This window comes from Paraburkholderia phymatum, from assembly GCF_040965635.1.
GTDB lineage: Bacteria > Pseudomonadota > Gammaproteobacteria > Burkholderiales > Burkholderiaceae > Paraburkholderia > Paraburkholderia phymatum_B.
Genome location: NZ_JBFRCH010000006.1, coordinates 352,712 through 372,345, shown reverse-complemented (window position 1 = coordinate 372,345; position 19,634 = coordinate 352,712). Strand labels below are relative to the sequence as shown.

Genomic DNA, 19,634 nt, shown 5'->3' with positions numbered 1-19,634 from the left:
CGCTCCGAATCCTCCGCATTGATCGACCGCCATCGCCAGTGTCAGTTGGTTCTTCATTTTTTTTACCGTTGCATGTCTACGCAATAACGCATGACAGCCATGAACGGTGGACTTGATCAGCATTGCCCTAAGACAGGCCGCAGAGTTCCGAATCCAAATCCGACTAGGAACCTTGGCAATCCCTTAGCGGGCTGGACTCGGACCAATTCAAGGTTCTAGGTTCTATATTAGGTATATAAACAGGAAACGTAATTTAGTGTCCTAGTATCGCGGGGAGACGGGCGGGGGAAGAATAGAAAACAAGAGTTGTGCCCAATATAGAACCAGAACCTCGAAGCGAAAAACCATATACGAATCAGCAAGTTACCACAGGTTCTATTCGGAACCCTCGGAATTAGGAACCCGCGCCGCCAAGGTCGAAACGACCCATAAAAAGACAAAAGGCAGACGCCTCTCAGCAATCCGCCTTTGACTACCGCCAGTACACGTGACCATCAAAACGCGTGATTTTTCTTCTGCGCGGGCGTAGGGACGTAAGACGCCTTGTTCTCGTCAGTCTTAGTATCGTCCAGTAGCTTCCGAAGTCGCACGTTAACAATCTCACGCCCGCCGCCGTCCTTGCCCGGATCGATCGACTTCGCATCCTTCACATACAGGGTATGCTTCGCGCCTTCCCACTTGAACGGCCAGGGCAGCCGGATATATCCAAGGTCCACCAGCATCGCCGCGATCTGACGCGTGCGCGGGCGGCTGTCTTGGGTATCGCGGAGCAGGTGGGCGCCAAGGTACACAGTCGAAATGACTTCCGCGCATACGCCCAACTCGCCTTCCTCGATATAGGACTTGATCAGATCCATGCCGCTGTCCGCAGATTCGTGGCTTTGCATCACAGCCTTCCACTTGGTATCGGGCGCGCGCATATCCCAGTGCATCTTCGGGTGGAGCTTGTACTCGATGAAGAACTTACGCAACTCGGCGGCGTGATCGTGGATGGCCGCGGCGAGACGCGTGAAGTACGCCTTGTATGACCCTTCCGCTTCGATCAGTTCGGAAATCGACTTCCACTGGGTGAACAGGACGAGCCATCGGCGGTCGGTGTTTCCGAGCGGCAGCGCGTTCTCGAAGTTGGTCATCGCCACGTAATTTGTCGAGTTGATCGCTGTGTGACGCTTGACGTACTTATCGACAATCTCGACCTTCGGATTGGTGATATACGGTTTCAGCTTGTTCGTTACGTGGTGCCGGTTCTCGCCCGCTTTCGCCTTGAGTTCTTCAATCGCCACGACCGCCGCGCCGTTCGCCCAGCCGGTGTTTTTGTCGGTCACTTCCTCGTTCGACACCAAACCAACGTTCGCTTCGCCCATCAGCTCTTCCATCAGTCCGTGAAAGATGATCGTCTTACCATCACCCTCAATGCCTTTAATCAGTGGCGCGATACCGATGAGCTTGCCCGGTTGCTGAACGTTCATGGCGATCCACGATTCGACATAGGCTACCGCGTCCGCATCGCCGAACAGGACGTTCAGGTGGTGCCGCACCGTCTCGACTGCGGCCCATCCTTCGTCCGTGTACTCCTTCGCAGTCTCCGGTATCGAGCGCGGCAGGAAGCGGTTCACATACTTTCCGCCGTTGAACTCGAATACTTCGGGATGGCCCGCGACATACATCGTTCCATCAACCACATCGAACCCCTGGCCGTTTTGTACATAGGTGTAGGCGGGCGGCAGGGCGGCTTTCTTCTCGCCATCACCCTCATTCTTCATATCGTCCGCAAGCTTCTTCATAACCGGCGCGAACGCAGCATTGAACGCCTTCTGGCTATACAGGCGGCGATGGCCGGGCAGGATTACCTTTTCCTCCAGAAGCGAGAAGCACCAGCCCTTGTCCCAGTCGTGAAGCATTACGCCGTTATCGCGCGCTTTCTCTCTGGCGCGGTCGGTACGTTCTGGAGCACAACGGAATCGATATCGCGGCGGAACAAGTGCTGCGCGATGACCTCGTGTTGGTCGGCTCGCAAATGGCGAAAGCGTTCTGGGCGTCCGCTGACAAGTTGTTCGCCGCGCACATGGAACAACTCGAAAAAGGGAGTAAGCAATAATGTCGAACGATCTTGATCAGTTCACGATCAATTACAAGATTCAGGTTAACGCCGCGATCCAGAATCTGGCGAAGCTTAACGATCAGGTCGCAACGACCAACAAGGCCGCGAACGCGGGCGAGAAGGCCGTGGGCGCGTTCGGTGAAGCGATTACGAGTAACTTGGGCGGCGCACTCCCCACTCTGAATAAGCTGTCGAGCGTTCTCAAGTCGATTACGGCGGAATTCGGCCTTGTGTCGGCGGGCGCAGCGTTAGCGGGCGGCGCAATCTATAACGCCATGCGCGTCCGGGACCAGTTCAACGCGCAGCGCACCCAATCGCCTGACGCGGGCGTGTCGGCTGTGCGGCTCGAAGATTGGCAGCGCCGCATGGCTTCGGGGAATGTCTCGCGCGACTCGATAGCGCGGGCCGTAACGGGTTCGCAGTCGTTTCTTCGCGGCGCGTACGCTGATCCTAGCCGCATAGGACCGGCTAACCGGCTCCTGGGGATGCTAGGTATTAACCCAGCGGCGGGCGGCGCTCCTATCACCAATACGGACTTCCTCACGCGGCTCGCTACGCGGTGGCACGGTCAGAGCGATTCGACCGTGGAAGCGGAAGCGCAAATGGTCGGCATGGACAAGGACGTAGCGCTGAAGATGAAGGAGTTGGGCGCGTCCATCGGTGAAATCGGAATGTCGCTGAAGGACATGCGAGCGTATCTGGACGTTGCTAAGAATGTCCACACGCTTAACGATGAACTCGCACGATTCAACGAGCAGATCACGCAGCTAGGCGAGAAGTTCGCCGGCCCTGTTCTTACGAGCGTTACAACTCTCCTGAAGATGATTAATGACGCGAAGCTTCCGACTACGGACGCGGGCGCGGCTTCGAGTCTGAATCATCAATTGACGGCTGGCGAGGACGCCACGAGCGGGATCGCCGCAGCGTACGTGAACGATAAAGCGGAGCGCGAAGCGGCGGCCAATACGGACCGGGAAGCGTCACGCGACCTTTGGAAGAAGCAGGAACATCAATACCAAGAACAGCAAGCGCAGGCCGCAGCGGAACAGCGCCAGAAGCAAGAACTGGCCGCGCAGGAAGAGAAGGGCAATGCCGATTTCCAAGGCTCGGTAAGCCAAATGGAATTGATCATTAACGCTTTCGGCGCTTCCGTCTCGCAGTTCGGTCATACGCTAAGCACGCAACAAGTCCGCGCGGCTTGGGCTGGCGCGGCAGGGTTGGCGGGCGGCATTTCGGAAAGCGGCCATAAGCAGCTCGGCTATGGCGAGTCTCCCGGCTCGATCAACTTCGATTCGAACGCCGCAAACGCGATGTACAACTATGGCGCGGCGAGCAGCGGCCAATACGATTCGATCATTAAGCAAGCCTCCGCGAAAACGGGCGTGCCGGAGAACATTATTCGCGGGATCATCGGAGCGGAGAGCACGTGGAATCCGAGTGCTCACAGTGATTCTTCGTTCGGCCTTATGGGCGTGAATCGCGTGAACTGGAAGGCGTACGGCATGAACGAGACGAATTGGAACGACCCGACTGCGAACATCGGTGCTGGCACGGCCATTTACGCCGCCATGTTGAAGAAGGCGAACGGCGATCAAAACTTGGCCCTCCGCTACTACAACGGTGGTTTCAACCGTAGCAAGTGGGGCCCGCAGAACGCCGCGTATCCCGACAAGGTTCTGGGCGGCACGACGCTTACAGGGCCGCGAGCCATCGCGATGGACCCTAATTACAAAGGGCCGTGGCGGTTCAGCGGGCCAACAGCGCTCGCGGCTGGACTCGGTGAATCGTTCGAAAGCTCCCAACTCAAAGACCTCCAAGCGACCATCGCCGCGCGTGCGGGCGTGTCCCTCGGCCAGCTTCAGACGCGGAATGCCTTCTGGGGTGACGTCAATTTCGCGGGCCAGAATTACATGTCGGAGTTGGTTAATAGCCGCTTCGCCATTAAGCAGGGTCTAGGCGCGGCAGGACTAACCGATATGCAGCGCGGCCAGCTTATGGGGAACCTTAAGACGGTTGATCTTCAGATTCTGAATATGTCGCGCTATATGCCACAGATTCTGGCGAATACGCAGGAAGGTGGCCGCGCGAATACGACGGGTCAGACTCCGACACAGGTGGTCATCAAGATCGAAGGCACCGAACTGTTGAAGATCGTTAAGAGTGAAATTAACGGCGCATTAGGAAATGCACTCGGATCGGTGGCGAATAGCCGCACGACAGCAGTTAAACGATAAGAGGCGAGCGAAACATGGCACTCAGCGAACGAAAACTCAAAGTCACCTTTCATATGCCGGGAGGTGACGTAGTTCTGGACGAGTCTTTGAGTATGAAGGTTCACGTTATCAAGGACTGTATGTCTTCTCAGAACGAAGCGGTCATCGAAGTCGCCAACTTGACAGCCTCCTTGCGGCAGCAACTCTTATCGCAGTTCACAGCGTTCAATCGGCGCAAGACGGCAGAGGGCCAAATCGCACCCGTCTATCTCGATATGGAGATTGCCGCAGGGTACGTCTCCGCGAACGGGGAGAGCACGGTTTCGACCATCTATCACGGTCAAGTCGTGGAGTGCGACCTCGTGGCTCCGCCGCCCAACGTGACCGTTCGTATCAAGTGCTACACGCACCAAATCGATAAGGTTACTCAGATCGATCAACCGCCGCCATATAGCATGACGTTCAAAGAACTGGCGATTTGGGCGGGCGGCGTGATGGGCTTCGATACGGACCACGTTAGATGCAACACGTCCAAGGACGATCAGATCGTACAAAACGCCGCGCGCTCGAATGTCGTGGCGGGTGATCTTCCGCTTTATCTCGAACAGTACTATTACCCGGATATCGCGGCGTACATCGATGATAATTTCCTGATCGTTAAGGATCGCTACGCGATTCTGAATCCGAGCGATACCGTGAGCCTGAGCGAGTTCATCGGGGTGCCGTGCTGGAATGAGTGGGGCGTAGATTTCACCGTGCTTTGCGATCCGACCATTAAGCTCGCGCAGGCCGCAAACATAACGTCACTGCTCAATCCGTCACTTAACGGAAAGTACGTCATGATGCAAATCGTTTATGAGCTTCACTCGCGCGACACGCCTTTCTATTGTCACGTAAGTGCGTGCCCGCCAGCTTGAAGGACCGGAGAACAAAAATGAGAGAAGCGACAAACTTCAATATGTTTGGGGTCAACTATCGGGCGCGACATTTCGCCGCGTACGGCGCGGTCGGTATGTTCGGGCGGCTGGACGAGATTGACCCGACCGAATTGCTGGCGCTTACCGAAGTGAAGGACGGGGAGGAATGGCACTCGCTCGGAACGCCGCAGAACATCGACAGGTTTGTAAGGGACGTGTGCGGCGAGGTTAGGCCGCACGAAGCCCTCGAAGCGCTCATGTCGCTCGTCAAGCAGTACAACTTCGGGTTTAAGGTGCCGAAGTATCGCGTGCCGCATCGCTTCCGTTCGAAAGTCGCGCCGCATGACGATCCGGACGGCACGCACCCGGTACTCGCTTGGCTGTTCGTGGAAGGGAAGGCGACTTGGCGCGAGTTACAAGAGGACTACTCGCTGGAGGATGCGTTCAAGATGCATCACCAACTTCTGGTGTCGAAAGTGAAGGCCGCAGAGGAAGCGGAACAGGCGCAAAAGGACGCGAAATCGAAGGCTAGGGGCGGCTAACTGGCCGCTGCGCACGCGATAGAACGGGCCGCGCTGGACTCTCGGACGGGAGTAGGCGCGGCCTTCTTTGCACTCGGCCAGTGTTGTGGCGCGCGGCGTTCGCCTGTCGGGTAGAAGCCGCCAGGCTACACTTCAGCCGCCTTCTTCCATTCGCCTGTTCTAATTTTGCGCTCAGCTGCTTTCTCAGCCTTTTTGGCTAGTTGGTATAAGGCCGAGTCTCCAATCTGACAGTGGTAGCCGCAATGCTCGCATCGACAGATGTGCTCGCCCCAACTCTGTCCGCGCTCAACGTTTGCCGGACTCAGTTCATAGTCGCACTTAGGGCAGTACACACTCATCTTGCCAACGCTTCCGCCGGCATAAACGGTCCAACGCCAGCGCAGACCAAAAAATATGTCCGTCTTATAGTCGGCAAATGAGACGGGCTTCTTGTCAGCCCTTACCGGCGCGTCAGTTTCCTGAAGGTTGAAATATATTTGCAAGGCGATGAAGACAGCCGCGAGCGCGGTAACGACCACCCACGACCAGAAGGCCCATCGACTCAAGGTTACGTCTGCGGACCAAAACGCGGCCACCCGCTTTAGCCATGCGATGGCGCTGGCTACCGTTATTCCGGCAAAGTGCGCAATGGCGGTCAGTATAGAGAGTGTGATCCCCGAAGCAATCGCGCTGACGGTTGCATTATTCCAAAAGCCTTTTTGTTCGCTCATTTTCTCTAGGCTGCTCCTACTGTTGGCGGCGCTGTGCGGGCGGCTCGACTTGCTGCTCAGGTGGCGTCATTCCCTTTATCCAAAGAGGTATATTCTTTTGGCCTATAGCCAAATCGTGAACGTATTCGAGCATTTCGTTCTGCCGCGCCTCTTTGTGCGCCCAACCTTGCGGAGCGTAGCCGCCCTTGAACATATCGAGCGCCGAGATATTGAACTTGAGCACCTTCGCTATCTGGAACAATAGTTCCGCCAAGCGCCGCTCCTTCGTCTCGACCCAAGCCATCGATCCCGCCTCATCCTCGATTGGGAAGCGGCTGTTCAGATGTTCCAGATACGACTTCCAAGCCGCCTCTACATTCTTACATTTGTAGAATTCGACTTCGATAAGGTTCAGCGCGTTAACGTGATCGTTTGATATCGCGGTCTTTCGAGTAGCCATGAGAACTCGAAAGACGTGCAGGCGGCGGTTGTACTTCTGCGAGCGCCAATCCCGAAAGAAAGTGATAAGTAGGGCGGCTATCGGCCCGAAGAAAGTCGCAAGAACAACTGCCCACGTATCGACCTGCATGGCGATTCCTTCTTATGTTTGAGGATCGCCGCAGATTGTACCGATTTACGAGACGGACAAGGCGCTCCGCGCACGGTTTACAAGGCTCGCCGCGCGGCCCGTAGATCGCGAGTAGGGAAGGGATAGACGCTGCACTCCCGCGTCCGCTATAGTCGCGGCTCCGCTGCTGCGGAAAAATCGCGGAAAAGTTGAGAAGTCGGGGAAAAGTGCGGCTTAGGGCTGAGTAGTAAAGGCTCAGAGTTAAGCCTTTAGAATCAACCGCTTAGGAATTCTGGTGCCCAGGGCCGGACTCGAACCGGCACGCCTTGCGGCGGGGGATTTTGAGTCCCCTGCGTCTACCTGTTTCACCACCTGGGCTTGTTTTGAACCTCGTCGCTTCTTCGTCGTCGCTTCTTCGTCTTTCGACATGCCTGGTCGCCGATTGAACCCCGGCGCCTCGCAAGACGAAGACGCAGATTATGACGGAAAACGCGTCGGCGGGCAAGCCGATGCCCGATCGCGTCGCCCAGCGGTCGCTAGATCGTGCGCGAAAACCGCTGCAACGGCTGCTGGCCCAGATACCGGTCGAACACCATCGCGATGTTGCGCACGAGCATCCGTCCCGCCAGTTGCACGTCGATCCGCCGTGCGTCGATCTTCACGAGCCCGTCATCCTCGAACGGGCGAAGGCGCTCCAGTTCCGGCGCGAACGTGTCGTCAAAGCGGATGCCGTACGCGGCTTCGAACTCGTCGAAGCGCAGTTCGAGATTGCACATCAGTTGCGTGATGACGTCGCGCCGCAGGCGATCGTCGAGCGAAAGGCGCACGCCTCGACTGATCGCGAGCTGGCCTTTGTCGATGGCTGCCGCGTAGCCCACCAGGTCCTTCGCGTTCTGCGCGTAGACGTCGCCGACCTTGCCGATCGACGACGCCCCGAAGCCGATCAGATCGCATTCCGCGCGCGTGCTATAGCCCTGGAAATTGCGATGCAGCGTACGCTGGGCCTGGGCGCGCGCGAGCTCGTCGGTGGGCAGCGCGAAGTGGTCCATGCCGATGTAGACATAGCCTGCGTCCGTCAGCCGCTCGACGACGCGGCGCAAGATCGCGAGCCGTTCGGCGGGAGACGGCATCGTGGATGGGTCCATCTGCCGCTGCATCTTGAAGAGCTGTGGCATGTGCGCGTAGCCGAACACCGAGAGCCGGTCGGGCGCGAGTGCGAGCATGGTGTCGAGCGTCCTGCTGAAGCTGTCGACGGTTTGATACGGCAGGCCATAGATCAGATCAACGCCGATCGAATGAAAGCCCGTTGCGCGCGCGGCGCGCATCACGCTCGCCGTCATCTCGAGCGGCTGGATGCGATTGATTGCCCGCTGCACGACAGGGTCGAAGTCCTGCACGCCCAGACTCAGGCGATTGAAGCCGAGATTGCGCAAATGGACGATGGTTTTTGGCGACGCTTCACGCGGATCGACTTCGATCGAAAACTCGCCTTCCGAATCGCTGCACAGAGAGAAGTGTTCGCGCGTGGCGGCCATCAGCTCGGTCATTTCGTCATGCGACAGAAACGTCGGCGTGCCCCCGCCCCAATGCAGTTGCGACACGGGCCGCGCGGTGTCGAAGAGCGGCGCCTGCAATGCGATCTCGCGCTTGAGCTGCTCGAGATACGGACGCGAGCGCGCGCGGTTCTTCGTCACGACCTTGTTGCAGCCGCAATAGAAGCAGACGGTGTCGCAAAACGGAATGTGGAAGTACAGCGAGAGATCCGTGTCCGATGCGCCCTTGTCGGCGGCGGCGCGGCGGTAGTCGCCGGGATCGAAGTCGTCGCGGAACTGGACGGCCGTCGGATAGGACGTGTAGCGCGGACCGTTCGAGCTGTATTTCGCGAGCAGGTCGGGGCGGAAGAGGGCGTCGGCGGAAGGAGCGGTAGTCATCGGATTCGTATCCCGACGCCTGCCGGATAATGCGCGAACCGCCTGGTCGTTGCTTGCCGTGGCGGCTCGATGTGTGCTCGGTGGAAAAGGGCAGGCGCCTTGCGAGGCGTGGTATTTGTTGCAAAAGTATGCAAATGAGTTTACGGGAGCCGACGCGCGCAAGCTTGTGTAAAAAGGTCGCATGCGTCAAATGGCACAATGTGGGTTGAGCGGCGGGCCACCTCATCCGCGGTGGGCCGGGTTCGTCGAGTGTTTGTCGTTCAGGAAAGCGCAGTGTCTGTCGATTTGTCTCAAGCTCTGTCCGCGACAGCGGATCACGCGTGCCGTCCCAACTGCGGCGCGTGCTGCATCGCGCCGTCGATTTCGAGTCCCATTCCCGGCATGCCGGACGGCAAGCCGGCAGGCGTGCGCTGCGTGCAACTCGGCGACGACCTGCGTTGCGCGATCTTCGCCAAGCCGGAACGTCCGGCCTGCTGCTCGGGTCTACAGCCGCAGGCCGACATGTGCGGTAACTCGAGCGACGAAGCGTTGATCTGGCTCACGCGTCTCGAAGCCGATACGCGGCCATGACATGATGGCTGCGCGCCGTTAGCCGAAGCGCTCGCACGGCAAGACCATCGCGCGAACCTGAAACACCCCTTTCCAGCAACACAAGCGACACAAGCAACACCGATGCGGCACGCCCGCTGCGTCACAAGGAGAATCTGCATGACCCATCCCGCTGCGCCCGCACGGCGCCGCTTCCTGATTTCGGCGCTGTCCGCGTGCGCAATCGGTGGCTTGACGACCTCACTCGCCGCGTGCGCGACGTCGACGTTCCCGTTTATTCCGGATCACTACACGTTTTCGCAGAAGCAGGTGCAGGAAGCCGTGCAGCGCAAGTTCCCATATCAGCGCACGGTATCGCAGGTGTTCGAGGTCGCGTTGACGCATCCTGTCGTTGGCTTGCTGCCGGATACGAACCGCGTGTCGGTGCGGCTCGATGCGCGGCTCGCAAGTCCGTTCCTGCAGCAGCCGGTCAACGGCGTGTTCACGCTGTCGAGCCAGCTCGAATACGATCCGCAGAGCCGTTCAGTCGTGCTGCGCGCGCCGAATGTGGAGAACGTGAGCGTCGACGGCGACGCGCAGGCCTACACGCAGCAGATCAACGCCGCCGCCGCGATGCTCGCGACGCAACTGCTCACCAACTATCCCGTCTACACCTTCAAGCCCGACCAGCTGCAATTTGCCGGGGTGACTTACGAACCAGGTACAATCACGGTCCTTACAAACGGCATACGCGTTCAGATCGTCGAAAAGTGACGTACGCGCAGCCGGGCGGGCCGCGCCATCGTTGCTGACGCGTCCGCGCATCGTCAACCCCTAACGAAGAGGGCCACGGATGGACTGGATACTCACACTGAAAGCGCTGATTCTCGGCATCGTCGAAGGCTTGACGGAATTCTTGCCCGTGTCGAGCACAGGCCATTTGATCGTAGCCGGCAGTCTGCTGAATTTCGACACGCCGCAGGAAAAGACTTTCGACGTCGTGATCCAGCTCGGCGCGATTCTCGCCGTGTGCTGGGAGTACCGTCAGCGAATCGGCAATGTCGTGGCCGGACTCGCGACGCGGCCCGACGCGCGCCGCTTCACGCTGAACGTGATCATCGCGACGATTCCCGCCATCGTGCTCGGCCTGCTGTTCGAGAAGGCGATCAAGGCCGTGCTGTTTTCGCCCGTGCCCGTCGCGTTTGCGCTCGTCGTGGGCGGCGTGCTGATTCTGTGGGTCGAGTCGCGCCAGCGCGGCCGGCAAGACCTTCAGCCGCGCGTGCATTCGATGGACGACCTGAGACCGCTCGATGCGCTCAAGGTCGGTTTCGCGCAATGCTTCGCGCTGATTCCGGGCATGTCGCGCTCGGGTTCGACGATCATCGGCGGCATGCTGTTCGGGCTCGACCGGCGCGTCGCGACGGAGTTCTCGTTCTTTCTCGCGATACCCATCATCTTCGGCGCGACCGTTTATGAGTTGCACAAGGACTGGCAGGCGCTGTCGTCCGACGCGCTCGGGCTTTTTTCGATCGGCTTTCTCGCGGCGTTCGTCAGCGCGTTTGCGTGCGTGCGCTGGCTGCTGCGCTATATCGCGGCGCACGATTTCAGCGCGTTCGCGTGGTATCGGATCGGCTTTGGCTTGCTGATCCTTCTGATCGGCTACAGCGGCGGATTGAGCTGGGCGGATTGAGGCTGCGGTCGGGATCGACGCGTTGCAAATGAAAACGGCCCGCCGTTCGTGAACGGCAGGCCGTTTCTGTTTATGCTTCCGCCCGCGTCGCTCAGGCGTTCGCGCGACGCCGGTAAATAAGATCCCACACGCCGTGCCCGAGTCGCAGGCCGCGCTTCTCGAACTTCGTCACGGGACGATAGTCGGGACGCGGCGCGTAATCGTCGGCGGTGTTCTCCAGCGCGGGCTCCGCGCCGAGCACTTCGAGCATCTGTTCCGCGTAATTCTGCCAGTCGGTCGCGCAGTGGATGTACGCACCCGGCTTCAGGCGCGACACCAGCAGCGCGACGAACTTCGGCTGGATCAGACGCCGCTTGTGATGGCGCGCCTTGTGCCACGGATCAGGGAAGAAGATGTGCACGCCGTCCAGACTCTGCGGCGCGATCATGTTCTCGAGCACTTCGACTGCGTCGTGCTGGACGATGCGGATATTCGACAGGTTCTGCTCGCCCATCAGCTTCAGCAGCGCGCCGACGCCCGGCTCGTGCACTTCGACGCCAAGGAAATCGTCGTCGCGACGATGCGCGGCGATCTCAGCCGTCGTCGCGCCCATGCCGAAACCGATCTCCAGGATGCGCGGCGCGCGGCGGCCGAACACGGCGTCCCAGTCCGGCTGCTCGGGCGCGTACGGCACGACGAAACGCGGGCCGAGTTCGTCCATTGCGCGGCGCTGGCCCGTCGACACACGGCCCGCGCGCGTCACGAAGCTGCGGATGCGGCGCAGGTGCAGCGCTTCTTGCGGCGCAGTGGCGTCGGAGGTTTCCGGGGCTTCGGCGGACGCGGACGGGGCGTCGCTGGAAATCTGGGAGGTGTCGCGCGGCAGACCGGCTTCGTTCGGATCGTGAATCATCGTGGATGAAGACAAGGGTGTGGCGGCGGGAACGGCTGGGCGTGAGGGCGGGCGCGGTTCTTCGACAGACAGCGCACCACAAAAAAGCCGCCTTCATGGAGGCGGCTCTCACGCTGGATTCTCCGCCTCGTCTCTCCGCCTGTTCGTTGCGCGGCAGAGGGAGCGGCTGAAAGTGGAGCGGGCGATGGGAATCGAACCCACGTCTCTAGCTTGGGAAGCTAGGGTAATAGCCATTATACGACGCCCGCAGAGCGCGCCATTTTACGCGGTTTCGGCGGATTTGGGTAAATCGCCGGGCATGCACGCGCCCGGCGCGGGACACGAACCGGTCAGATGCCGAACAGCGTCAGCGATACGGCGGCCCGCGTCACGACCATCAGCAGCACTTGCACGATCACGAACAGCAGAATCGGCGACAGGTCGATGCCGCCCAGGCGCGGCATGATCTTGCGCAGCGGGTCGAGAAACGGCGCCGTCAGCTCATACAGGATCGGCATCGCGGGCGAGCGGGGATTGAGCCACGACAGCAGCGCCATCAGGATCGTCAGCCAGATCAGCAGGTTCAACGCCCACTTGACGACGGTCAGTAGTGCGACGATCAGAAGCGACGGCATCAGCCCGAGCGGATCGACGCCGACGATCACCACCATCAGCACCACGTAGACAATCGACGTGATCAGCGCAGCGACAATGCTCGCCCAGTCGATGCCGCGCACGCCGGGGATGATCTTGCGCAACGGCAGCACGAGCCAGTTGGTCACTTGCAGCACGGCGCTCGACACTGGGTTGTACGGCTGCATGCGCACGAACTGGAGCCACGCGCGCAGCAGCAGGGCCGCGCCGAACAGCGTGAAGATGGTATTGAGCAGAAAACGGGCGATATCGCCGAACATCGTCGATCCTTTCCTTCAGAAGACGTCTCGCGCGAAGCGGGACGCATGACGCCGGCAAGCCGGCGGACGGTTGGAAACCCCGAGCGCGCGCCGTACGCCGCGCGGCTCGCCAGAATGCTCGCGCATGCCGCTCGCGGCGGCGCTGCGCAGACGGCCGCGTCAGACGGCGACCTTGACTTCGCTGATCAGGATTGTGCCGTTGCCGCCGTCCGTGTAGTTGGGAATGTCGGCGAGCAATGTGTCGCTGGCGGGTTTAAAGACCGCGTAAAACGCCTCGACGGTATCGAACAGAAAATGCCCCGCGGCGACGAACGGCGGCGGCGAGCCTGGCGGACCGGCATTGATGCCGGCATCGACCGACCAGCCCTTCAGCGATGCGCCGAACAGCTTCGCGGCGAGCGGCATATGCGTGCCGCAGTAATAGTCGATGTCGAAACGTCCGCCTTCCCGATACGGATAGAGGATGCTGACCTTGATCATTGTGCGTTCTCGTCGGTTGCTCACGAAGCGCGGGTGAGGCGCAGTGCGCCTGATCGCGTCGTTGCGCGCGTGTTGGTCCTGGTCGTGCTGGCCGGACGGGCGGCGATATGGCCTGCGACTCCGATGCTCCGATGGATGTGCGCAAGTCGCCGTGGTCCCGTTGATGCCGGTCGTCACATTATCACGGCTTACTCGGCGCTTGCACCTGTCGCCGCGCCTTTCAGCGTACGGTTGAGCGACCGCTCGACGGCCGCGCCGAGCGCGTCGATGGCGGCGGGCGGCGTCGCCCGGGCGCGCGCGAGCGCCACCGCCCGTCGCGACATCGGCCGAAAAGCGCCGCGTGATCGCCGCCGAATTGTTCCATCAGCGACAGTTGCTTTTCCACCACGCGCGCCTCGCCGCTTGAAACCGGTCCCGCCAAACGCGTTGCCGAGCTCTCTGTCGCGCGCCGTTTCGAGCATGCCGGCCATCATCGGCAACAGCGCGCGCAGCGCATCGTTTTCGTCGAATCCCGGCTTGCGGCACAGGTTTACGTTCTCAGCCAGACTGCATAAGGTGAAGCTGGCGGCGCAATGTGCTGCCGCGTGATACAGCGGGCGACCGCCCGGCGGAATCGACAGCGGATGGCGGCGCAGTGCGGCGGCGAGCGCTATCAGATCGTCCTGGAGCGCGCCTTCGGCTTCGATCGTCACGGAGTAGCCAGCGATGCGATCGACATCTGTCAAATCGACGCTGAACAGGTAAAGTGGATGAAGATTGCTGTTCAACGCGCCCTGGTTCCGAGCCGGGGGCAAGCAGCTCGACGGGCGACGCACTGTTGCAATGCACGACGGCCCACGCACCTCTCGGCGGGACCGCGTGGCAGGAGAAATCGAGTGTGTTCGCTGTCGTACCGATGCTGTCATCGGGGATGGTTAAAAAGAGTTTGTCCGCCGACTCGACGACCCGCTGGGGTTCGTCATACGCGGCGCAGAATCCGATCTGACTGGCGAGCCGCCGTGCCTATTCCGGCGTGCGGCTCGCAATGGCCGTGACGGGATACCCGGCGCGTGCGAAGCCGAGCGCAAGACACCGCGCGATCCGGCCCGCACCGACGAACCAGGGCGCGGCAAGGAGGGCTGGGATACGTTTCCTGCTCCCAACGGGACTGAAGAAGGAAGCTGGAGGATCGCCCTCAAATAATAGCGGGCGAGAACTGGCGGCTTTCGTAGGTGGTTTGGGCGCATGCAGATGTGCATTTCGCGGTTGACTGGCACTCCCGGTGCCGTTGGCGAGGCGCACGAAAGCATAGTACGAGCAAATAGGCGCGAAAACTGCTTGGCGATTTCCGTCGGAGCGGATGAGCAGTCACCCTAGTTTTTAATATCTCGCAGTCAGATTCGGGAGGTCACGATGAGTATCTTTTCTTACCGAAAGCACTTACGGTTCCTCACGCATTCTCAACGCCGCTGCTGGTGGGATCAGAGGAAGCGCCTCAGCCCTCGGGTCAAGATCAGTGGTGCGTACGTACCGCCGAACGTCACCCGCGAATTCACGTATGTGAAAGTCGGTTGACGTTCGTTCGTATCGGATCATGCAAAACGCCTGGCCAGCCGCCAGGCGTTTTTCGTTGGCGGTCGTGGGCGCGTCGAGCGCCGTGTGACGCGCGCCAGCAACGGCGCTGCGCGAATTTGTAATCAAAGATTACCGAAGTGCGCGGAGCGTGATCGGCCGACACGGTCAACTTGCCCGATCAACAGCGGATTGGCGGCAAAATCGTTGATTTTCGATGCCGCGAAGGCCATCTAGCAGACGTATGAAAAGCCTCGGTTGACGAACCGCTTTCCCGCAATTGCAATTTGCAACAAATACAGACTACGGCGCGCGGGCTTTTTCGATAGATTGGAATCAGAGCATGTCCGTCATGCGACTCGGTCAATAACAGGGCCGTGCCGCCAGGAGAGATACAAGTGAAGAAGATCGTTCCGTTTATCGCTGCTGCCGTACTCGGGGTTGGATTGACCACTGCGGCCCAGGCTCACGTGTCGGTGGGTATCGGCATCGGTGTGCCCGTCGCTCCCGCTTATCCCGTCTATTCGGCGCCGCCGCCCGTGTATTACGCGCCGCCGCCGGTGTATTACGCGCCGCCGCCCGTCGTGGTCGCGCCGGCAGTCGTAGTGGGCGGCGGGTATTATCACCGTCCGTACTATCGCCACGGGTACTGGGGTCGCCCGTACTACCGGTACTAACGCGGTATAGTTGTTCGCCGCGCAGCTCAACCGCTGCGCGCGCCAACTTGTACAACGGTGCAACGCCGGCTCGACGCCGCGTTGCGCCGTTTGCATTTCGGCCTGTGACTTTGGGGCTTGTGACTTGATCTGCTTGTGAATTTCGCCTACGAGCTTCGGGCGATTCGGCCCGCACGTCCGGTGCGTCCCGTACGCACATACATCGCGGAAGCTGGGAGAATAAGCGCTTTCTCAAGCCTTGGAGTCATCCGCCCATGCACGCGTTGTCCGTTCCCACCTACGAAGATGTCGTCGACGCCGCCCAGCGCATCGAGGGCATCGCGCATCGCACGCCGGTGCTCACGTCGACCACGGCGAACGAGCGCACGGGCGCATCGCTCTTCTTCAAGTGCGAAAACTTCCAGCGCATGGGCGCGTTCAAGTTTCGCGGCGCGTACAACGCGATTTCCCACTTCGATGCCGAGCAACGCGCGGCGGGCGTGCTGACGTATTCATCGGGCAATCACGCGCAAGCCATCGCGCTGTCGGCGCGGCTCGCCGGGATTCACGCGACGATCGTGATGCCGCACGACGCGCCTGCCGCCAAGGTTGCCGCGACGAAAGGCTATGGCGGCGAAGTCATCAGCTACGACCGCTACAAGGAAAACCGCGAAGAGATCGGCCGGCGTCTCGCGCAAGAGCGCGGCATGACGCTGATTCCGCCGTACGACCATCCGCACGTGATCGCGGGACAGGGCACGGCGGTGAAGGAACTGATCGACGAAACGGGGCCGCTCGACTTTCTGTTCGTCTGTCTGGGCGGTGGCGGGCTGCTCGCGGGCAGCGCGTTGTCCGCGGCGGCGTTGAGTCCGCAGTGCCGGGTGATCGGGGTCGAGCCGGAGGCGGGCAACGACGGTCAGCAGTCGCTCGCAAAAGGCGAAATCGTGCATATCGATGTGCCGCATACGATCGCCGATGGCGCGGCGTCCACGCATCTCGGCAACTACAACTTTCCAATCATCAAGCGCAACGTCGAGCAGATCGTGACGGTCAGCGACGCGCAACTCGTCGACACGATGAAGTTCTTCGCGCAACGGATGAAGATCGTCGTCGAGCCGACTGGATGTCTCGCGGCGGCGGCCGTGCTGGAGAAGGTGGTGCCCGTCGAAGACAAGCGCGTCGGCGTGTTGATCAGCGGCGGGAATGTGGATCTGCAGCGCTTGGGCGAGTTCTTGCGCTGAGGTTCTCCGAGGCAACGCTGACGGGTATCGCTCGAACGCCGTCAGCGTATCGATGCGTGGGACGCGAGCGGCGGGTCAGCTCGCCGCGTGCGCCGTCTGCACGATCAGATCGCGGTATCCGTTGACGATCACGCTGTACGAAAAGTACGCGAACAGCAACGCCGACAGCACGTGACAGACTCGCAGCAGGCCCGTGCCCGCGCGCTTGCGTCCGTGGCTCGCGAGCCCGCATACGAAGAGCGTCCAGCACAAGCCGCCCAGGAAAAAGCCGCCGAGAAACACCGGTGCCGTCGTCACCGATGTCGCGCCTGCTTTGGCAATCAGCGCGCCGCCCACGGCCGCGAACCACAGGATCGCGCTCGGCGACGAGATGGCGAGCAACACGCCGCGCACGAAGCCGCGCTTTGGATCGAGATGCGGCGTCGAAGGGTCGGCTTCGCCTTCGACGGGCGGCGCGGAGGCGGGAAACAACGCTTCGCGCGCCATCTTCCACGTGAGGAACAGCAGAATGGCCGCGCCGCCGATCCAGACCACCCAGCGCACCGACTCGAATTGCAACAGCGCCGCCATACCTGCGAGGGCGAGCGCCGCATACAGCAGATCGCCGAAACACGAGCCGAGCCCGAGCCAGAAACCGGGCCTGAAGCCATGCGACAACGTCAGCGAAATGATCGCGACGTTGACGAGACCGATATCGAGGCACAACGACAGCGACAGAAAAAAACCGTCCGACAACATCGACAAGCTATGCATCCGACCAACCGCTCAGAATGAATTGTTGTTGTTCAAGGCAACGCGGGATGCGAACGACGCTTCGCCTTTGCGATTTCGCGAACCTGAATGCGTCAAAATCCGGCCGCTGAGTTCAGGTTCGCGAACCGCGCGACTCAAAGACCGAGCTCGTTCCACAGACTATCGATGCGTGCCTTCACGGCGTCGTCCATCACGATCGGCCGGCCCCATTCACGGTCGGTTTCGCCCGGCCATTTGTTGGTCGCGTCGAGGCCCATCTTCGAACCGAGACCCGCGACGGGCGACGCGAAATCCAGATAGTCGATCGGCGTGCTATCGACGAGCACCGTATCGCGCGACGGGTCGATGCGCGTCGTGATCGCCCAGATCACTTCCTTCCAGTCGCGGATGTTCACGTCTTCATCCACGACGACGATGAACTTCGTATACATGAACTGCCGCAGGAAGCTCCACACGCCGAACATCACCCGCTTCGCGTGGCCCGGATAGCTCTTCTTCATCTGCACGATCGCCATCCGGTAGCTGCAGCCTTCGGGCGGAAGATAGAAGTCGGTGATCTCGGCGAACTGCTTTTGCAGCAGCGGCACGAACACTTCGTTCAGCGCGACGCCGAGCACGGCGGGTTCGTCGGGCGGCTTGCCCGTGTAAGTAGAGTGATAGATCGCGTCGCGGCGCATCGTGATGCGCTCGATCGTGAAGACAGGGAACCACTCCTGCTCGTTGTAGTAGCCGGTGTGATCGCCATACGGGCCTTCGAGCGCATGCTCGTAAGCGGCGCTCGCGCCCTTCGACGGACGCGGCGGCGCGCCATCCGGCGCGGGCGCCGGCTCGCCTTCCTGCGGATAGATGAAGCCTTCGAGCACGATCTCTGCGCGCGCGGGCACCTGCAGCGTGTCGACGCCCGGCGTGATGCACTTCGCGAGCTCCGTGCGGCCGCCGCGCAGCAGTCCGGCGAACTGATATTCGGATAGCGTGTCGGGCACGGGCGTGACTGCGCCGAGGATCGTCGCCGGATCGGCGCCGAGCACGACGGCGACGGGATACGGCTTGCCCGGGTTCTTCAGCGCGAATTCGCGGAAGTCGAGCGCGCCGCCGCGATGCGCGAGCCATCGCATGATGACCTTGTTCCGGCCGATCACCTGCTGGCGGTAGATACCAAGGTTCTGGCGCGTCTTGTTCGGGCCGCGCGTGACGGTGAGGCCCCATGTGATCAGCGGCCCGGCGTCGCCGGGCCAGCAGGTCTGAACGGGCAGCTTCGCCAGATCGACATCGTTGCCTTCCCAGACGATTTCCTGGCAGGGCGGGGCGTTGACGGTCTTCGGCGCCATGTCCCAGACCGCCTTCGCGAGCGACAGCAACTTGCCCGCGTCCTTGAGGCCCTTGGGCGGCTCCGGCTCCTTCAACGCCGACAGCAGACGCCCGACGTCGCGCAGCGACTCCAGCGACGCCTGATCGCTGCTCGCGTCGCCTTGCGCGGCGGCGTCGATGCCCATGCCCAGCGCGACGCGTCGCGGCGTGCCGAACAGATTGCCGAGCACCGGGAACGCATGGCGCTGCTTCGACTCGAACAGCAGCGCTGGGCCGCCGGCGCGCAGCACGCGGTCGCACAACTCGGTCATTTCCAGAACGGGCGACACGTTTTGCGGGATGCGGCGCAACTCGCCGAGCGATTCGAGGCGGCTCGCAAAGTCACGCAGGTCTTTGTATTTCATCGGTCCGGTTGGCGGCCGCGAAGCGGCGGGCGCAAGAGCTGAAAACAGTGGCGAGAGCAGACGGCGCAGAAATGCGCCGCCATGCCGAACGGATTGTCGATTTTACATGCGTTAGGAAGCGCACGCTGAATAGAGAAAATGCAGATCGGCTGGAAAAGCCCTTCCGCAGTGGGATTGCGCTCCCTGAACACCGTTCATAATTACAATTGGTTATAAATTCGGACTTTTATAGTGTTGACGATCTATAAAACCCTGTTAGAATCCGGTCACATTGGTTGCA

At 60.8% G+C, this 19,634-nt stretch carries 17 protein-coding genes, 2 tRNA genes and 1 pseudogene; 8 read left to right on the top strand and 12 right to left on the bottom strand.

What is annotated here, in order from left to right; genetic code table 11:
- Positions 1-494 precede the first annotated feature (494 nt).
- Entirely contained in the window at positions 495-1,901 is a 1,407-nt protein-coding gene (locus tag AB4Y32_RS15325; RefSeq protein ID WP_368722117.1) for a primase-helicase family protein, read from the bottom strand.
- A 196-nt stretch (positions 1,902-2,097) separates the two neighbouring features.
- Between AB4Y32_RS15325 and AB4Y32_RS15320 the strand changes: the two genes are divergently transcribed.
- From AB4Y32_RS15320 to AB4Y32_RS15310, 3 genes are read left to right on the top strand one after another with little or no spacing between them, the layout of a single operon-like run.
- Positions 2,098-4,335, top strand: coding sequence for a transglycosylase SLT domain-containing protein (locus AB4Y32_RS15320; RefSeq protein ID WP_368722116.1), 2,238 nt, complete (start codon positions 2,098-2,100; stop codon positions 4,333-4,335).
- A gap of 14 nt (positions 4,336-4,349) precedes the next feature.
- A complete protein-coding gene (locus tag AB4Y32_RS15315; RefSeq protein WP_368722115.1) occupies positions 4,350-5,231 on the top strand; it encodes a baseplate hub protein in 882 nt (293 codons plus the stop codon).
- Positions 5,232-5,248: 17 nt separating this feature from the next.
- Positions 5,249-5,773, top strand: coding sequence for a hypothetical protein (locus AB4Y32_RS15310; protein ID WP_368722114.1), 525 nt, complete (start codon positions 5,249-5,251; stop codon positions 5,771-5,773).
- 125 nt (positions 5,774-5,898) lie between these two features.
- On the opposite strand, the gene AB4Y32_RS15305 is transcribed toward AB4Y32_RS15310, so the two are convergent.
- The 4 genes from AB4Y32_RS15305 to hemN form a co-directional block, all read right to left on the bottom strand.
- Positions 5,899-6,483 (bottom strand): hypothetical protein, encoded by a 585-nt coding sequence (locus AB4Y32_RS15305; RefSeq protein WP_368722113.1) that lies wholly within the window; start codon positions 6,481-6,483, stop codon positions 5,899-5,901.
- A 16-nt stretch (positions 6,484-6,499) separates the two neighbouring features.
- Positions 6,500-7,051 carry a DUF6680 family protein gene (locus AB4Y32_RS15300; protein WP_368722112.1) on the bottom strand — a complete coding sequence of 184 codons (552 nt, stop codon included), beginning with the start codon at positions 7,049-7,051 and terminating at the stop codon, positions 6,500-6,502.
- Positions 7,052-7,323: 272 nt separating this feature from the next.
- Positions 7,324-7,408, bottom strand: a tRNA-Leu gene (locus AB4Y32_RS15295).
- 158 nt (positions 7,409-7,566) lie between these two features.
- The gene (gene hemN / locus AB4Y32_RS15290; RefSeq protein ID WP_368722111.1) at positions 7,567-8,961 is read right to left on the bottom strand and encodes an oxygen-independent coproporphyrinogen III oxidase; all 1,395 of its coding nucleotides are present in this window, start codon (positions 8,959-8,961) and stop codon (positions 7,567-7,569) included.
- 273 nt (positions 8,962-9,234) lie between these two features.
- On the opposite strand from hemN, the gene AB4Y32_RS15285 reads away from it, so the two are divergent.
- The 3 genes from AB4Y32_RS15285 (at position 9,235) to AB4Y32_RS15275 (ending at position 11,179) form a co-directional block, all read left to right on the top strand.
- Positions 9,235-9,531: a YkgJ family cysteine cluster protein gene (locus AB4Y32_RS15285; RefSeq protein ID WP_368722110.1), complete on the top strand. Its 297-nt coding sequence runs from the start codon at positions 9,235-9,237 to the stop codon at positions 9,529-9,531.
- A 138-nt stretch (positions 9,532-9,669) separates the two neighbouring features.
- Complete coding sequence (locus tag AB4Y32_RS15280; RefSeq protein ID WP_368722109.1) at positions 9,670-10,263, top strand: DUF1439 domain-containing protein; 594 nt, start codon at positions 9,670-9,672, stop codon at positions 10,261-10,263.
- Between the two features lie 79 nt (positions 10,264-10,342).
- A complete protein-coding gene (locus AB4Y32_RS15275) occupies positions 10,343-11,179 on the top strand; it encodes an undecaprenyl-diphosphate phosphatase (RefSeq protein ID WP_368722108.1) in 837 nt (278 codons plus the stop codon).
- A gap of 91 nt (positions 11,180-11,270) precedes the next feature.
- On the opposite strand, the gene trmB is transcribed toward AB4Y32_RS15275, so the two are convergent.
- From trmB to AB4Y32_RS15250, 5 genes and pseudogenes are all read right to left on the bottom strand, one after another.
- Complete coding sequence (gene trmB, locus AB4Y32_RS15270; protein WP_368722138.1) at positions 11,271-12,068, bottom strand: tRNA (guanosine(46)-N7)-methyltransferase TrmB; 798 nt, start codon at positions 12,066-12,068, stop codon at positions 11,271-11,273.
- A gap of 173 nt (positions 12,069-12,241) precedes the next feature.
- Positions 12,242-12,316, bottom strand: a tRNA-Gly gene (locus tag AB4Y32_RS15265).
- 81 nt (positions 12,317-12,397) lie between these two features.
- A complete protein-coding gene (locus AB4Y32_RS15260) occupies positions 12,398-12,961 on the bottom strand; it encodes a YggT family protein (RefSeq protein ID WP_087733827.1) in 564 nt (187 codons plus the stop codon).
- 159 nt (positions 12,962-13,120) lie between these two features.
- A complete protein-coding gene (locus AB4Y32_RS15255; protein ID WP_368722107.1) occupies positions 13,121-13,441 on the bottom strand; it encodes an EthD family reductase in 321 nt (106 codons plus the stop codon).
- A 188-nt stretch (positions 13,442-13,629) separates the two neighbouring features.
- Positions 13,630-14,583, bottom strand: a pseudogene (locus AB4Y32_RS15250) (Rossmann-like and DUF2520 domain-containing protein).
- An 807-nt stretch (positions 14,584-15,390) separates the two neighbouring features.
- On the opposite strand from AB4Y32_RS15250, the gene AB4Y32_RS15245 reads away from it, so the two are divergent.
- The gene (locus AB4Y32_RS15245) at positions 15,391-15,669 is read left to right on the top strand and encodes a hypothetical protein (protein WP_368722106.1); all 279 of its coding nucleotides are present in this window, start codon (positions 15,391-15,393) and stop codon (positions 15,667-15,669) included.
- A gap of 254 nt (positions 15,670-15,923) precedes the next feature.
- The gene (locus AB4Y32_RS15240) at positions 15,924-16,889 is read left to right on the top strand and encodes a threo-3-hydroxy-L-aspartate ammonia-lyase (protein ID WP_368722105.1); all 966 of its coding nucleotides are present in this window, start codon (positions 15,924-15,926) and stop codon (positions 16,887-16,889) included.
- A 75-nt stretch (positions 16,890-16,964) separates the two neighbouring features.
- Here the strand turns inward: AB4Y32_RS15240 and AB4Y32_RS15235 are convergent, their stop codons facing one another.
- Both AB4Y32_RS15235 and AB4Y32_RS15230 read right to left on the bottom strand, forming a co-directional pair.
- The gene (locus tag AB4Y32_RS15235) at positions 16,965-17,642 is read right to left on the bottom strand and encodes a LysE family translocator (protein WP_368722104.1); all 678 of its coding nucleotides are present in this window, start codon (positions 17,640-17,642) and stop codon (positions 16,965-16,967) included.
- Positions 17,643-17,776: 134 nt separating this feature from the next.
- Complete coding sequence (locus AB4Y32_RS15230) at positions 17,777-19,354, bottom strand: UbiD family decarboxylase (protein ID WP_368722103.1); 1,578 nt, start codon at positions 19,352-19,354, stop codon at positions 17,777-17,779.
- Positions 19,355-19,634: the final 280 nt, after the last annotated feature.

Bases quoted from the DNA above. Each gene is read 5' to 3' on its own strand.
- AB4Y32_RS15275 (WP_368722108.1), top strand. From the start codon at position 10,343: ATGGACTGGATACTCACACTGAAAGCGCTGATTCTCGGCATCGTCGAA.
- trmB (WP_368722138.1), bottom strand. From the start codon at position 12,068: ATGATTCACGATCCGAACGAAGCCGGTCTGCCGCGCGACACCTCCCAG.
- AB4Y32_RS15325 (WP_368722117.1), bottom strand. From the start codon at position 1,901: ATGCTTCACGACTGGGACAAGGGCTGGTGCTTCTCGCTTCTGGAGGAA.
- AB4Y32_RS15320 (WP_368722116.1), top strand. From the start codon at position 2,098: ATGTCGAACGATCTTGATCAGTTCACGATCAATTACAAGATTCAGGTT.
- AB4Y32_RS15230 (WP_368722103.1), bottom strand. From the start codon at position 19,354: ATGAAATACAAAGACCTGCGTGACTTTGCGAGCCGCCTCGAATCGCTC.
- AB4Y32_RS15260 (WP_087733827.1), bottom strand. From the start codon at position 12,961: ATGTTCGGCGATATCGCCCGTTTTCTGCTCAATACCATCTTCACGCTG.
- AB4Y32_RS15280 (WP_368722109.1), top strand. From the start codon at position 9,670: ATGACCCATCCCGCTGCGCCCGCACGGCGCCGCTTCCTGATTTCGGCG.
- AB4Y32_RS15300 (WP_368722112.1), bottom strand. From the start codon at position 7,051: ATGCAGGTCGATACGTGGGCAGTTGTTCTTGCGACTTTCTTCGGGCCG.
- hemN (WP_368722111.1), bottom strand. From the start codon at position 8,961: ATGACTACCGCTCCTTCCGCCGACGCCCTCTTCCGCCCCGACCTGCTC.
- AB4Y32_RS15315 (WP_368722115.1), top strand. From the start codon at position 4,350: ATGGCACTCAGCGAACGAAAACTCAAAGTCACCTTTCATATGCCGGGA.
- AB4Y32_RS15310 (WP_368722114.1), top strand. From the start codon at position 5,249: ATGAGAGAAGCGACAAACTTCAATATGTTTGGGGTCAACTATCGGGCG.
- AB4Y32_RS15240 (WP_368722105.1), top strand. From the start codon at position 15,924: ATGCACGCGTTGTCCGTTCCCACCTACGAAGATGTCGTCGACGCCGCC.
- AB4Y32_RS15255 (WP_368722107.1), bottom strand. From the start codon at position 13,441: ATGATCAAGGTCAGCATCCTCTATCCGTATCGGGAAGGCGGACGTTTC.
- AB4Y32_RS15305 (WP_368722113.1), bottom strand. From the start codon at position 6,483: ATGAGCGAACAAAAAGGCTTTTGGAATAATGCAACCGTCAGCGCGATT.
- AB4Y32_RS15235 (WP_368722104.1), bottom strand. From the start codon at position 17,642: ATGCATAGCTTGTCGATGTTGTCGGACGGTTTTTTTCTGTCGCTGTCG.